Source organism: Escherichia sp. GZ89, assembly GCF_019366485.1.
Classification (GTDB): domain Bacteria; phylum Pseudomonadota; class Gammaproteobacteria; order Enterobacterales; family Enterobacteriaceae; genus Escherichia; species Escherichia fergusonii.
This window is the reverse complement of record NZ_JAEOHX010000001.1, coordinates 577,438-592,861: the sequence shown is the minus strand read 5'-3', so window position 1 is coordinate 592,861 and position 15,424 is coordinate 577,438. Positions and strand designations below refer to the sequence as shown.

General features: G+C 43.4%; 9 protein-coding genes. 3 read left to right on the top strand and 6 right to left on the bottom strand.

The genetic code is table 11. The annotated features are described in order from the left end of the window. Window positions 1–223: 223 nt before the first annotated feature. The 3 genes from K0335_RS02895 to K0335_RS02885 form a co-directional block, all read right to left on the bottom strand. Window positions 224–3,010: a pitrilysin family protein gene (locus tag K0335_RS02895; RefSeq protein WP_001228361.1), complete on the bottom strand. Its 2,787-nt coding sequence runs from the start codon at window positions 3,008–3,010 to the stop codon at window positions 224–226. A 61-nt stretch (window positions 3,011–3,071) separates the two neighbouring features. Beyond that, window positions 3,072–5,444 (bottom strand): TonB-dependent siderophore receptor, encoded by a 2,373-nt coding sequence (locus tag K0335_RS02890; RefSeq protein ID WP_160194049.1) that lies wholly within the window; start codon window positions 5,442–5,444, stop codon window positions 3,072–3,074. Window positions 5,445–5,479: 35 nt separating this feature from the next. Continuing rightward, the gene (locus K0335_RS02885) at window positions 5,480–7,135 is read right to left on the bottom strand and encodes an ABC transporter ATP-binding protein/permease (protein WP_219393718.1); all 1,656 of its coding nucleotides are present in this window, start codon (window positions 7,133–7,135) and stop codon (window positions 5,480–5,482) included. Window positions 7,136–7,655: 520 nt separating this feature from the next. On the opposite strand from K0335_RS02885, the gene K0335_RS02880 reads away from it, so the two are divergent. Both K0335_RS02880 and K0335_RS02875 read left to right on the top strand, forming a co-directional pair. Continuing rightward, window positions 7,656–8,525, top strand: coding sequence for a ZirU family protein (locus tag K0335_RS02880; RefSeq protein ID WP_104919776.1), 870 nt, complete (start codon window positions 7,656–7,658; stop codon window positions 8,523–8,525). A 122-nt stretch (window positions 8,526–8,647) separates the two neighbouring features. Next, complete coding sequence (locus K0335_RS02875) at window positions 8,648–10,666, top strand: inverse autotransporter beta domain-containing protein (RefSeq protein ID WP_104919775.1); 2,019 nt, start codon at window positions 8,648–8,650, stop codon at window positions 10,664–10,666. A 174-nt stretch (window positions 10,667–10,840) separates the two neighbouring features. Here K0335_RS02875 and K0335_RS02870 read toward each other — a convergent pair whose 3' ends face one another. Both K0335_RS02870 and K0335_RS02865 read right to left on the bottom strand, forming a co-directional pair. Beyond that, entirely contained in the window at window positions 10,841–11,641 is an 801-nt protein-coding gene (locus tag K0335_RS02870; protein ID WP_104917284.1) for an AraC family transcriptional regulator, read from the bottom strand. 63 nt (window positions 11,642–11,704) lie between these two features. Beyond that, window positions 11,705–12,568: a helix-turn-helix domain-containing protein gene (locus tag K0335_RS02865; protein WP_000419008.1), complete on the bottom strand. Its 864-nt coding sequence runs from the start codon at window positions 12,566–12,568 to the stop codon at window positions 11,705–11,707. Window positions 12,569–12,983: 415 nt separating this feature from the next. Here K0335_RS02865 and K0335_RS02860 point away from each other — a divergent pair, with 415 nt between their 5' ends. Further along, entirely contained in the window at window positions 12,984–13,580 is a 597-nt protein-coding gene (locus K0335_RS02860; protein WP_219393717.1) for a glutathione S-transferase family protein, read from the top strand. A 197-nt stretch (window positions 13,581–13,777) separates the two neighbouring features. On the opposite strand, the gene lsrK is transcribed toward K0335_RS02860, so the two are convergent. Continuing rightward, the gene (gene lsrK, locus K0335_RS02855; protein ID WP_000113170.1) at window positions 13,778–15,370 is read right to left on the bottom strand and encodes an autoinducer-2 kinase; all 1,593 of its coding nucleotides are present in this window, start codon (window positions 15,368–15,370) and stop codon (window positions 13,778–13,780) included. Window positions 15,371–15,424 lie beyond the last annotated feature (54 nt).

Below are 15,424 nucleotides of genomic sequence, written 5' to 3'. Positions count from 1 at the left end.
TTATTTATTACGGCTAAGTTTTTCATGTTTTTTTCATTAAAACAATGTGTTACAGGATAAATTTTGTTTCATTGGTATTTATTTTTAGGTGGAATTAATGCATAAACAAAATAATAAAAATAATCTCAAAACAATCAATATCAGATATGTCGAATATTTCTTGCGATAAATTTTTTAGCAGGACAGAACCACAACCGTATTAAAGTTGTGGTTCCGAAATATTTTATTTTGGCAACAATACACCAGAGTAAATATTTACTGCTGAGGAGAGATATTTACGCGCAGTGTTGTTCACCTGTTCAGGGGTAAGTTGCTGCAAGAGCTTTTCCTGTTCGGTCCAGGCCGCAGGATCATTATATTGTACAAGACTGCTGACAATAGTATTCGCTAATTGCTGTGTGTTCTGTTGTTGGATCTCCAGATTTCGCTGCATATTTTTACGATACTCATTGAGCTCCTGCGCATTAATGCCTTTCACGAGGCGATCAGCCATCACCTTATTAGCAAGCGTTAACAATTCCTGATGGCGCTCCGGCTGGCAGGTAAAGCCGATGACATGCGTCAGATCGTTGGCCTGTTTATCAACAGAAAGACGAGAGGAGACGCTATACACCCCGGAAGCCTGCTCACGAATATTCACCCGAAGATCTTTCGCCAGTACGGCGTTAAAGGCATCCAGCGCCATTCGTACAGGCAGGGTTACAGGCGAACGGGTATCGAAGCGCTTCCATTGTGCCACCTGTGCGACAGGTTCATTTTGTTCTTTCAGCGTAATATTCGCATTCGTGGTTGCCCGTTTTAACGGTTGGCCAGCGGACAGAACATGTTCACTCTGCTTCAGAGAACCGATATAACGTGTCACTAACGGCAGCAATGTTTCCTCATCAATATTACCGACAATCACAAACGTGAGATCTGCGGGAGATGAGAAGAGCTGGCGGTCAACTGCCAGAGCTTGTTCAGCACTAAATTGCGCCAGTTGTTTTTCAGTCAGACGCTGCGCACGGTCATCGGCATAACGGGCTTCATACATTTGCTGCGCGAATTTCTCTGCCGGACGCTGATCCAATGTTTTCAGCGACTGAATCTGGGCATTTTTCATAGACTCCCAGATATTGTCGTTGATTTTGCTGTTCGAGATTCGTTGATTTAGCAACTGGAAGCCAGGCTCAGGGTTATTCACTCGCGCATTGACAGAGAGCAGAGTATTTTGCCCGCTGACTTTGGTGCTCATTGTCACGGCATTTTCCGCACTCCAGCGCTTAAGGCTTGAGGCAGACAACTGCCCAACTCCGCTGCCGCTAACCGCTTTATTTGCCAGCGCAATAATCGCTTTCTGTTCCGCCGGGAAACTCAGATCACCTTTATCTGATACCGCAATGATTTGCAGTTTTTCTTCATTGCTCGCCGTTTTCGCTACCACGACACGTGCGCCATTAGAGAGCGTCAACGAAGTCAGATCGTCAGCCAGCTTTTCCTGGTGAGTGATTTTCGCCTGGGCATTATCTGCAACCGTCAGGGTTAAATTTATTCCAGGGAAAACGTATGGCGGCAGTTTTTTATCAGCATAGGTTTTTTCCAGCTGCTTTATGGCTTGTGGCGAGAGCGCTTTTTTGGCTGCAGCATCGCTGTTTACCATTTGTTCCCAGAACGCATCCTGATTCTTCCTTAGTTGCTGCCATTTCTGCGCCAGGCTTTCGACGGTGATTTGCGCCCAGAGACGCTCAGACAGTTGATAAGTCTGCTGCGGGGAGAGGAATGGCGTGTTATTCAGTGAGCTGGAGGCGATACGACTGGTCAGCATACGCAGGTCTCGCTCAGCCTGCTGATCCGCAGCATTTTTCAGCCAGGTCAGCCGTGTGGCTTTCAGGTCTTCCAGTTCCTCGGTGGAAAAACCGTATTTATCAATAGTTGCCAGTTCAGTCATTAAGGCATTTGCGGCATCCTGCATATTGTCGTCACGAGCATTAATTCGAAAAAATAGCGACTGATAATCAGGGGCGATTTTCACGCTACGCGCAGTTCCGCCAGAAATATGTTTCAGTTTACCGGACTGAATACGTTCCAGCAGTCGCTGATTAAATAACTGAATAAGCATACTCAGCTCAGCTTGTTCGATGAAACTTTGCTCATCCGTTACCTGAGTCAGCGGCAGACGATAATAGAGGGCAATGCCATTTACGCGGTTTTCTTTATCATTAATGATATTAAAGCGCAGGTTGTTTTCCGCGGTTGTCGGCCAGACGCGATTTTGAGCCGATTTGGTTGCGGGCAGTTTGCCTAAATGATTGTTGATCAACGCCAGTGCTTCTTTGCTGTCGATATCACCGACGATAATGAAGGTCATATTGTCTGGCTGATACCAACGCTGATAGAAAGCACGTAGCTGTTGCGGTGTAACAGTGGCAACGGTATCCATCAGACCAATCGGCTCGCGATCTAAATTACGCGTGTTAGCCAGTAGGAAAGGGCGACGTGCCTGAGATGTGCGCCATTTAGCATCCTGATGGGCGCGCCACTCCTCGGTAATTACTCCTCGTTCTGCCGCAACTTCTTTCTCATCAAAGGTTGCCTCTGCGCTCCATTCACTAAAAATGGACATCACCTTTTGCAGGTTCTCTTTCTGCGTGGTCGGGAGGCTAACCTGATATACCGTTTCGTCATAGCTGGTATACGCATTGACATCACGGCCAAAGCGCAAGCCCATGCTTTCAAACGTTTCGATAACTTTATTCCCCGGCCAGGTTTTGGTGCCGTTGAACATCATATGCTCAACAAAATGTGCCACACCGCGCTCGTTATCTTCTTCCTGTAATGAACCTGTATGAATTTGCAGCCATAAATTCACCTGATCTTTCGGTTGAGCATGAGGGTAAATCATGTATTTCAGGCCATTTTGCAGTTGCCCGGTAATCAATTTTTCATCTTGCGGTAGGGGAGCTGCTATTAATCTTTCTGGAATTAGCAGCAATGTTGCGACAAAGGTCAGTAAGTAACAGAGTTTCCTCATTTTTTTCTCCATACAAAAGCCGGGTAGGGAAATCCCACCCGGCTAACTCAATTTTTCAGGGTTAAAATTTCATGCTGACATCAAGCCAGAACTGCCGACCGCTGGCGTAGGTAGAGACGCCTGCTGTTGAGAGATCGACCGCAGTTTTGCTATCCAAAACGTTGAGGATATCGGCACTGAACGTCAGGTTTTGGGCTTTAAGGAACTGAGGCGTCCAGGAAATGCGGGTATCCCAGTTCAGGCTACTATCCAGTTTTTCATCAACATACTGTTTGTAATCAGCGTACTGACTCTGATATTGCGAGTTTGTTTTGCCTAACTGAATGCGAGCTTTCCGTGCATCCTGCCAGGTGAGGGTATTTGCCCATACCAGGCCAGAAGGCTGGTGGGTGAAATCCATATTTAGCGAGATCTTCAGCGGGTTATTAAAATCAGCCACCGGTACACTGTCATAAGAGACCAGATTTCCGTTGTATACGACTTTATTGTCGCCGGTATTGGTTTCTTCATAGCCACTGTTTAGTCGTAGATTGCCCTTACTTTTGATATAGCTGAAAACAATTTGCGGGTTGATCGCAAACTGGCTGACCTGAAGAGGCTCGGCCAGTTCAAAACTCAGGTTAAATGAGTGCGTTTTAGTCGTACCGTCATTGTTATATTCGGTAATTGTCGTCTTTGTTGCGCTATCGGTATGGCTGGTTTTGCTGATTTGGTCATGGGCAGAACGATAAACGTAGTTTGCTCTGGCAATAACGTTATCGGTAATTTTTTGCTGTAATCCCAATGCCAGTTCATCGTTATAAGGTGTTTTGAGATCCTCATAACGGGTCAGCGTTTTGTTACCGGAAAGCGATTCGGTCCAACTGTTACGGATATCCCTTAACCCCATGTCAAGAATATTACCGCCATAATAGCGGTTATAACCGGCAGTAATGAGTGACGACCGATCGGCAAAAATATCCCACTCAGTCATAAAACGTGGTGAGATATTAGTGTTCTTAAGGTAAGTATCGTAGTCGTAACGTAGACCAGGCATCAGGGAAATATTTTTCCAACTCATACGATCAGCCAGGTAGAGGGTGTAGTTATCGATTCCCAAACTCCCTTTCCCTTTATGGTAAATGGTGTGGTTGGTTTTAATCCCGGAAGACTTAATTTGATAAGACTCAGACTGGTTATGTCGCTGCGTCCAGGCATCAGAGTAGATATATTCCGCACCAAGATAAGGTTGATGTGTGAAATTGCCGATCTCGATTTTTTGCCAGTCAAGGCGCGTTTTGAAGGTGTAGTTGTCTATGGCCTGAGAAATATGGCCTAATCCACCACGGGTACAACGACCGCGAATATCACCATATGTACATACATCTTCGGTATACCAAATGTCATGGTCATGACGAGTGTAGTCGCTAATATGATCCCACCCGAGGGTAGTATGCAGTTTCGCTTTTGCTAACTGATAATCCATATCCCATGCGACACCGTAAGATTTGTTACCCATTTCACGGTCAGATTCCGGGAAGGTACTGGTGTTATAATCGCGACGAGATTCAGTATATTTGAATGTCAGATCGTGGGTAATCGTATCACTGGCAAACCAGGAGAATTTACTCAGTGCGGTATCAATCAGGTTTTTATACTGTGCGCGGCCTTCAACAATACCGTTGTTGGAAACATAATCTGCACGGGTAATATCCGACTGACGACGTGAGAAACCAGCGGTTACGCCGAAGTTATCTGTCAGCTCCTGGTTAAATGACAGGCTGTAGAAGTTCTTTTTGAACTCAGGAGAGTAATAAGTACTCCCTGAAGATCCCTGGTTCCAGGCATTCTTGTTTTTTTCATCAATATGCGAAGTCATCCAGTCTGAGCGCGTCGTGCGGTAGCCCAGTTTGATACTGTTGTCATCAGCATTAAAACGTTTGATTTTGGCATCAATGACGCCACCATTGAAGTGACCAAACTCCACCGGAACAAAGCTGTCATAAACAGTGACATTATCCAGTAACGAGATATCAAGATAATATCCCTGCGACATACCACTGATATTGGTTGCGTTACTGCTATCAGATTCATTCGCTGGATTTAGGTTGTTTGTGGCGCTTACACCATCAATCAAATAAGCATTTTGATAGGGCGAAGCACCATGAATTGAAATTTTTTCCGGGCGAATATCGCCCTGATTTAAAGAAGTACTCTGGGTGGTATCCATACGCACCGCAGGGTTAGTTCTTAGCAAATCGCTAATGTTGCCATTACCCGTGGGTAATCGTTCAATACTTTCACTTGTGTAATGTGTATTGCCATTTACTGGCACGGGCACAGGGGCATATACCGTCATTTGTTCGAAGAAAGGGGTATATTTTTCGTTATCCTCAGCGGCAACGGCTAAATCGGCGCCACATAAAATGACGCCTGGAATAAGCACTCGTTTCATTAAAAAATCTCCTCTGCGGGCTTTTGTTATAATTATTAAGCCGCGCTAATGTCACAAATATCGTCTGCCAGAGACCACAATCCCGGCTGATGAGAAACCATAATGACACCACTTCCAGGTAATTGTTGGCGTACTAAACGTAATAAGCGGATTGCCTCCAGTTCTTCCAGATGAGAGGTTGTTTCATCCAAAAATATCCATTTCGGACGATGTAAGAGAATTCTGGTTAAAGCGATTCGTTGTTTTTCTCCACTGGATAAAATATCTCCCCAGCGATCAAACTCTTCTAATCGATCCTTTAATTTAACTAAACCTACCAGATGTAGGGCGTTGTTAATGCCGTTGTCATCCACAGTGACAGGTAGCGTTTTGCAAATAATATCTTTCAGCTTCCCAGACTTAATTAATGGCGCTTGCGGTACGTAGCAAATATCAACAGGGGAAGAAATATCACCCTGAAACCACGGCCAGCAGTGCGATAACGTTTTCAATACTGTTGTTTTACCAACTCCAGAAATACCTTTTAACAACAGCCACTTGCCAGGAACAACCTTGAGGTTGAGATTTTCCAGCAATGGTCGATTATCCGGGGTATGAATAGTGCCATCTTTTACCTGAATCTTATGATCATTAACATCCGGCTTTTTAACCACGCGTTGTTCAGTGAGTTGATGAAATTCGTACAAACGGTCGATAACAGCTGCCAGTTCTGCAAGTTCGTCGTATTTATAGATAAACCAACTGAGGTTATTCGAGACCAGCATAAAAGCCTGGCGTGATTTCATCAGTCCGCCTAAATTGATCTGCCCGGTAATGAATTGTGGCAGCAGAAGAAAGTAGGGCAGTACACTCAGTGAACGTGAGTAGACGTTCTGCCAGTAGTCCAGCCAACGCTGGCGGTTCATTAATTGGTGCCAGTTTTTCTTAATGGTAGTGAAATTATCAGACAGCTCTTGTTGCTGGTGGTGTTCTGCATTACTCAGAGCAATTAGCTCTGCCTGCTTATTATGCTGCACAAGGTTGGCACGGAAATTTGCTTCACTACGCTGTTTCTCAACGTTGAGCGGGCGAATACGCTTGCCTACTTTATGGGTAAAAAGTGTTCCGCCAATAACAATAAACACCACGGTGTACACCATATAACCCTGAATATGCCACGTTTCTCCTGCAAGGGAGAACGAAAGTGTACCCGCACTTTGCCAAAGAATAACCGTAAAAGTGACCAACATGCTCAATGACTGGATAAAGCCAAATGCAAGACTTAACGTTTTGCTAATCAGAAGCAGGATGTCTTCGGCAATACGTTGGTCCGGGTTATCGGTATGTTTATGTTCAGTGTCGAGTTGGCTGAAATAGTAATTTTTGTCCTGTAACCAGCGCTTAAGATAGTAGTCAGTTAACCACTCGCGCCAACGAATTGTCAGTAGTTTAATAAGCCATGTTTTGTTTACGGATATTAATACATAGACACCAAGAAGCACCGGAAACCATAACACCAGCTGCCAAAGTTTATCAGTCTCTTTTTGGCTTAGAGCATTGAAAAAATCGTTGTTCCAGTCATTCAACCACACCTGAATTTTTACAACGCCAAGGATCATGGCGAGGATAACGATGATCAAAAATACTGAAGTTTTATTGTTTTTACGTACCCAAAATGGTTTCAGTAGGCAAAGATATTTTGCTATTAACATACAAGCCTAAATGGTAACAATTATCATTAGCGTCTCGGATTGTGCCACTTTGTGAGTAGTTATTGCAAGATTTTACAGTTGAAAAGTTTTTAACTATTAAATATCTAATTGATAATTATGCATATTTTAGGTGTTAACTGTCTTTGGTGATGTTTTTGGCTAGAAATTAATCCTTATAGTTGCACTGGGTTACAGTTTACCTGGTGAAGGGTGATTGCGTTTGTTAATATTGGCTTGTTTATTAGTTTCGGTATTGAATAATATGTTGGTAAGTATATTTCTTTCGAATGAAATTGAGTTCCTGATTTATCTATTGGCTCAAATATTTTATTTATAAGCTCATTTTTAAATATTCATTTTTTAATATCTCTATGATTGGCAAGATTTTTTTGTCTATTCGGCTTGTTCACCGTTCTTGTCTGAAGAGCATTTAAAACCGCATAGTATCGTGCAGAGGGATGTTATTCTTAAATTTTCCCTCATAAGGACATTTCTTCATAACTAACAAAAGGGCTTTATCGTGATAAAAAAAACACTACTGGCAGTGACTATTTCTACAACTCTTATTTCTGGGGTGGCTTTCGCTGCAGAAGGTAATGACACTGGCGTTCTGACTTCTGCAACTACAGCACCATCGGTTGGTTATCGACCTGTTGCTGTTGCAGGGGAAGAAGGTTTGGAGGTAAAGGGAATGTTGTATATAGGTCAGACGTTAAGAATAGATAAATTATTTTATACTGATAAAGACGGCGATGGTATTGATAATACCACAGGAAAGGGAGAATCTGTTCTTGATAAATCTGAGATTAAATGGTTTCTGATTAATAAAAATGTAAATAATCCTGACTTAAGTGGTACTCCATCACATTCAGGTACACAATTTGAAATTCCAAAAAATGCCTCTCAGAGTGTAATCTGGATTACGTATAAAGTCGCTGCAAGTGCAGGTCATCCTTATCAGGCATTCTCAACACATAAAATTAAATTAACGTCAAAGATTAAAGGCCTTGAAGGAGGTACAGATGGTATCATTACGAACCGTGCTTCAAATGTAAGTATTATAATAAATAATCCGGGAGATAAAAATCCATCTAACGAATTGAATGGTACTGACTCAATAAACTCTCCAATTGTTGGCGCAACCTTATCTACAAAGTGTTCTTTCAAAGATGACGAAAAGTCTACTGCAAGCAATTGTGATTCGGAAGGTTATTCATTTCAGTGGTTTAGCGCAAATGAGTTGAATGGAATATATGCAAAAATAGATAACGCATCAAATTCGACATATACGATTCCATCGGATCAACAAAACCTTTATTTCAAAGTCGAACTTACACCGTTGACCATAAATGACAGTAAAACACCTCCTGTAGTCGCCAAAAAATCCTAATTTATTCGGGATAATTCCAGTTGCAGCATATGCAACTCAAAGTATGACGAGTATAGCAAAAATAAAATGAGCTCTTTTATAAGGGAAGGGCTCTTTCTGGTTCTGTCATGGAGAGATAATCAGTGAAATTCACACCTACACCTTTGGCTCGCTGGTTGGCCTGGGTATTAGTCGGTACACAGCTGCTGACCCCGGCGGCACTTGCCCAGGCAATGCTACCGGAAATCACTCGATCAGGTGCAGATAGCAGCGCCGATAAAACAGATCAACCCGAAGCAGAATGGCTGGCTTCACGCGCATCGTCCCTGGGTAGCTTGTTGCAAGAAGGTAATATTAGCGACTTCGCAAAAAATCAGATTCAGACGCTACCACAAACTATTGCTAACGATGGCATTACCAGCGGTATCAAACACTGGCTGCCCGAGGCGCAGTTTCGTGGGGGGATCACCCTGGAAGACGCAAGCAAGTATCGTTCAGCAGAAGCAGACCTGCTGATTCCATTATATCAGTCCACCAGTTCGATCTTATTTGGACAGTTGGGCCTACGCGACCACGATAATAATAGTTTTAATGGCCGTTTTTTCGTAAACACCGGTATTGGCTGGCGTCAGGATGTCGGCGAGTGGTTACTGGGTATCAACTCATTCCTGGATGCTGATGTACGTTACGATCATTTACGGGGAAGTCTGGGCGTTGAGTTATTTCGCGATAGTATGAGTCTGGCTGGCAACTGGTACTTTCCTCTCTCGGACTGGAAAACTTCGAAAGTGCAACCGCTTCATGATGAAAGACCGGCAACGGGTATTGATGTACGGCTCAAAGGTGCGTTACCGTCACTGCCCTGGTTTGGAGCGGAACTGGCATTTGAACAATATTTTGGTGATAAAGTCGATATCCTCGGGAACGACTCACTGACTCGCGATCCTGCGGCGTTCACTGGTGCAATTACGTGGAAACCAGTACCTCTTGTTGAGATCAAGGCGGGGTACAAAGATGCCGGTAGTAGTGGTTCACAAACAGAAGCGGGATTAAACCTGAATTACACCTTTGGTGTACCGCTGAGGGCACAGTTGGATCCTTCCCAGGTTCGCCCAGCCAGTAACACGACCAACCGTACTGCCTTTGTTGATCGTAATTACAATATTGTTATGGAATATCGCGAACAGGCCAGTCGTATACGAGTATATGCCTCACCTGTAAACGGTCAGTCAGGTGACACTGTCACGTTAAGTGCAACTATAAACAGTCGTTATCCAGTTGAACGCATTGAGTGGACAGGTGACGCTGAACTTATTGGCGGATTACAACAACAGGGTAATGTCAATAGTGGATTGCGATTACCTGCTCTCTCTCTGGACGTCACTGAAAATAAAGAATATTCATTGTATTTAAAAGTTACGGACAGCCGGGGAAATTCGGTAACCTCTGAGCGCATCCCGGTTACAGTAAGTATTAATCCTGAAAGTTTCACACCTTATTTAAACGTACTTCATGATGAAGTTCGCCGTGAAGAGGGTAAATTTGTTATTCCTTCACCAACAGTCAACGATGACAATGGCAGTATCATAGAATGGCATTATGTTCGAGTACGCTCGAAAGACGAATGGAAAAGCTTAAAACCTGATAACGTGGAATATAGTACTCATAGTCCCGGACTGTCGTTTAAATCTTTGGGGGGTGAAGAACGTGATGGACAATGGATCGAAAAAGTGCAACTCGTTGTCAAAGATCCTACAGCACGTATGACACTGGCAGCGATGGAACTTAATATTTCAGCTACAGGCCCGGGGGGCACTCATCCGGTAAATGGTACTATCCGTATGACCCCGGTGATGAATCTCACCGATAAAGTGAGCAGTGTTCAAATACTTTTCACTGCTGGAACTGAAGAACTTAATGGCAGTACAAATGCACCCGTTGTTGGCAGCACATTGCAGGCAAAGACTACCTGTGACACTGACAAAGATTGCTCTTTGCTATTTCGTTATCAATGGGAAATTTCCCCGGATGGTAACAGATGGTACGACGTGCCCGGTGCTACAGGGCAGTCGTGGCTTATGCCCGCAGTGATGGACGGGCACTCATTGCAAAACAAGCAGGTCCGCGTTCGGGTGGTATCAGAAAATGTCCCTACACATTAAATAACTGGAGATACAGGAACTGATCGCACTCCTGCCACTTATTAATATTTGTGGTGGGAGATATACTCGTCATACTTCAAGTTGCATGTGCTGCATATACGGGCGTGTTCGGCTTCAGATCCGTTTGCTGCGGGGCGACGTAGCCGTTATTCAAAATGTAACATCCAAAGTAGATTACATTTTTACAGGAATATAGTAAGAGAAATTGATTGTATGACCTTTGTCTCTTTCAATAATTTCGAAATCACGGCCATTACCTCTGATGAGATTATGTGCATAAAGAATGTTTCTATATAAAACATTCGGCAATCCGACCATGTCATTCAAAATACCTCGTCGAGAAATTTTAATATAATCACCACTTGCTATTGCAATATCTGTTTTACTATTTGCTCCATCATCATATACATAATCAACAACCATGGAGCTTTTACTATGAAGGGAAGGGTAGTAGCTTACACCACTTCTAATTTGCGAAGTGTGTTGAAGTGAGCGAAATTTCATATCATTTATTTGCATAGCTGCTTTTTGCCAGAAATCTAAACGCGATGACATATCGAGATGAAACTGATGGAGGCTCCCTGAAAAAGTATCACCTTCATAATAAACAAAATCATAGACAACATCTGTTCTTTCTGATGGATCAACAAAATGAATTTTTTTACCCCATTGCTGGCTTCGACGATAGGCGAGGGGTGTCATTTGATAATAACGCTTAAAAACCCGACTAAAACTCTGTGGCGAGTCGTAGTGATAACGTAATGATATATCCAGCACGGACAGATTGGTGAGTTTGAGCAGATGAGCTGTATAGGACAGGCGTTTCAAACGTACGTATTCCGCGACACTGTGTCCTGTATATTGCATAAACAGTGTATGTAAATGTCTTCTGCTGTAACCTGAAATTTTTACCAGATCTTCAACGTTAATAGGGGATTCTATATTTTTGTTTATCCAGGCGAAGATGTTTATCATGACTTATTAGTGATATATGCAGGTATTTTAGTCTAACGCAATTCAATTCAACGGAACGCAGAGTTATGCTTTGTTCTGTAGTGTTTTGTTAACTTTTGTGGGCGTAATACCATAGTATTTACGAAATGCGGTGCAAAAGCTTGAACTTGAACGAAAACCACTTTCATAAGCAACTTCAGCCACGCTTTTTGATGATTTTTTAATAAGATTTAATGCGTGACACATTCGGGTATCTAAATAAACTGTCCTGAAAGATGAGCCTTCTTTTTGTAATTTCCGTTTTAAGGCTGCAATACTAACGTGTAGTTTTTTTGCACAGAGTTGCAATGTCCATTTACATTTAATATCACTTGATATTATTTTATGGATTCGTTCTGAATAACTGCTACTCATAGCCCGCTCAAGGGAATCTATAAACCCATGATGTTTAGTAAAGACGGATAATAAATAGCAGACGCTACTAACCATCTTAGTTTTATCTATTATTTTTGCTGTGGCATTACGGCAGATATATTCAAAAGTGTTATCGAGAGAATGTTCACTTTTCACAGAATAATATTTACTCATTCTTCCTGGAAGTTTTCTATGCTCTACAGGAGAAATATATGTGCAGACAGGCAATGCTCTTTTTAGTACATCCTCTGTAAGTTCAATGACCTGGACGTGATCGCTCTTCAATGTTTTTTTGTGGTTAAATGAGAATGTACATCCTTTTTCAATATAGATGATGTCGTCACTATAAATCATTTGGGGGAGAGTCTCATTTAAATCAAAAAAAAATTGGGCATTTCCTCCAGTAATCCGTATTAGAACCGAGTGTTTTAAATGAAAACTGGACAAGTGAAAAGGTTGTATCTGCGAGGATTGATGCTCCTTATGCTCAACCACATATCTTATGTCTTGTGTTATATGTGCAATCAGTTCCATTGAAACCCTTTACGCAGTGCTTTTGTACGGCGCATTTTGCAACAACTCACAATAAAAATCGTAGCAATTTGGGCAGCATCGAAAAAACATCGCACCAACGAAAGTCCATGTTAACCATGCTTGTCCGAATAGCCATGGTTGGCTCAAAACAGGGGAAACAAGATTCCGACAGTAGGGTAGTAATTTGCTGACTCTATCAGGTGAGACCTGGGGATAAGACTAAGACGTTGCTTATCCAGTTCGCAATTTAACATAATATACATTATGCGCACTTAAATTGTAGTAGCTAAATTGAGATGTCCGTCTCTGACTAAATAGACATGTCCGCGCTACAGTCTCACCACAGCGATCACTGCTTTCAAAGGTTGAGACTCATGGCGGCATACAAGTTGGTAAATAAACAAAAGGGTTTGAAATGAAGATTTATACTTATCCTAAAAGTAGATCTCTGAGAGTACTTTGGGTACTTGAAGAAATTGGAGTAACTTACGAGGCCATTAAAGTTGATCTTTTCAATCGCGGTTCTAACGTGACATCACCGCATCCTCTTGGAAAAGTTCCTTTTTTGATAGACGAAGAAGTATCAATAAGTGAGACCCTTGCCATATGTATCTACCTTTGTGAAAAACATCAAAATCTCACTCTTTATCCCGCAAACTTGGGTGAAAAAGCCTCTGTTAATTCTTGGTTGAGCTTTAGCCTCACCGATTTAGAAGCACCTGTATGGGGGTTGCTCAAACACATCATTTTTACTCCAGAAAATCAACGCTCCACAACCTTAATGAATTACTTTAGAGAAGAAGCAGACAAGGTTATCTCCCAAATTCACTTCAACTCAGCTCATACTTGGATCGCAGGTAATTATTTTACTCTGGCTGACATTTTTCTCTCTCACACATTGCAATGGGCAAAAGTGTGTGGATTAGACATCAACTCAGAAACTAACAGCTATATAGTTAGAACAATGAACCGACCCGCATTCGTGAAAGCTCAAGAAAGAAATAATTTTTAATCAGAGTTGTAATCTGTATTGGAATGTATGCATGGTTGAAGTCCAAAAGTCTGCTGCTGGCACAAAGCGGACTTTTCAGCTTTGCCCTGCCCCGGATATCTGAACTTAGGTTAGATATATGGTTTTGGTAAAAGTCCAGTTTGACCAAACGCATAACTAACAGCCACACCCATCAGAATGTGGCTTTCATCATGCCACTACAACCCCGGTGCTTTCCATAATGATGTCGTCAGCCCGTGATCAACCAGCCCCAGCTGATCCTGATAAACAGCCTGCCACTTATCGCGTGAATCCTGATAAAGTTCATGCTTTTCCGGGTCTGGTGTGTGCGTCCGTTCCCAGCGCACCAGGCGTTCTCCGGTTTCTGCCAGTGATGAAAAAATCCCGGCACCGACGCCAGCTGCAATGGCACATCCTAATGCAGTAGCTTCTTTGACCACCGGAATATTGACGGGTAATCCCGAGACATCAGCGAGAATTTGACTCCATAATTTCCCTTTTGAACCTCCGCCGGCAAAGACCAACGATGTGGGATGAATATTCGAAAAATCAGCAATTTGCTGCAAGTTACACGCTGATACAATCGCCGCATTTTCTTCCAGCGCACGGAACAATGTCGCTTTGTTACATTTATCCGGATCAATAGACAAATTAATAAAGGAAGGCGCAGCATGATACCAGGTTTTAAAGCGCATTTTGTCAGAGAATATCGGCATCACGCCCCACGAACCAGGCGGCACCCGACTTGCCATCTCTTCAAGCAGCGTGTAAGTATCGATACCTAAGCGCTCGGCAATCAATTTTTCTTCGGCACAAAATGCATCGCGGAACCAGCGCATGGTGAGTCCGGTAAAAAAGCTAATAGATTCAGCTTGTACCATGCCGGGAATAACATGGGGATTAACGCGTACGTTCATTTCCGGATCGGTCACTGGTGCGGCTAAGTTTACAACTTGCTGCCAGAATGTACCGCCAAGTACGGCAGTTTGTGTCGGACGGACAACGCCTAACCCCAGGCAACCAAGTTGTACATCCCCTCCTCCCACGACTACCGGAGTGCCCGCCTTCAGACCGCAAAGTTCCGCCGCTTGTGAACTTACCACGCCCAGCAATGTGCCGGTTTCTTTGACAGGAGAAAGAATATCGGCCCGTAGGCCAGCCATATCCAGCAATGCAGGTTTCCAGTTACGGGTGGAGAGGTCGAGAAGCCCGGTAGTTCCCGCATTCGATGGATCGACTGCCAGTTCACCGCTGAGCATATAGGCCAGCCAGTCGCTTATCATGGTGATGGTTGATGCCTGACGGTAAATATCGGAACGATGGTGCGCCAGCCAAAGTAATCTGGGGATGGCACTTAAAGCCAGCGTTTGTCCGGTCGCGCGATACACTTCGTTTTCAAAGGTATTGTTATGCAGTTCTTTTAGTTCACTGACCTCCCGCGCCGCTCTGGCATCCACATTGGCGCAGGCCCAGATCGGTGTTCCTTCATTGTTATATAAAACAATACCTTCACGCATCGAACATGCCGAAACGGCAGCAATGTATTCCGGCGCGATACCAGAATTATGCAGCGCCTGGCGCATACACTCACACGCCAGTTGCCAGTTTTTGTTGAGATCAAATTCCATAGAACCAGGAACGTCCGGTACTGCCAGATGCCGCCACTCCGCTTGTCCTACCGCGATTTGATTGCCTTCCAGGTCGAAAATCACAGCCCGGATACTTCCGGTGCCTGCATCCAGCGCCATCAGGTAATGCCTTGATTCTGAAGGGGTAAAGAGTCGAGCCATTAGATTGTCCTCGGCTTATGCGTTCTGTCTGTTCCTCTATACGTTCTCCATCAT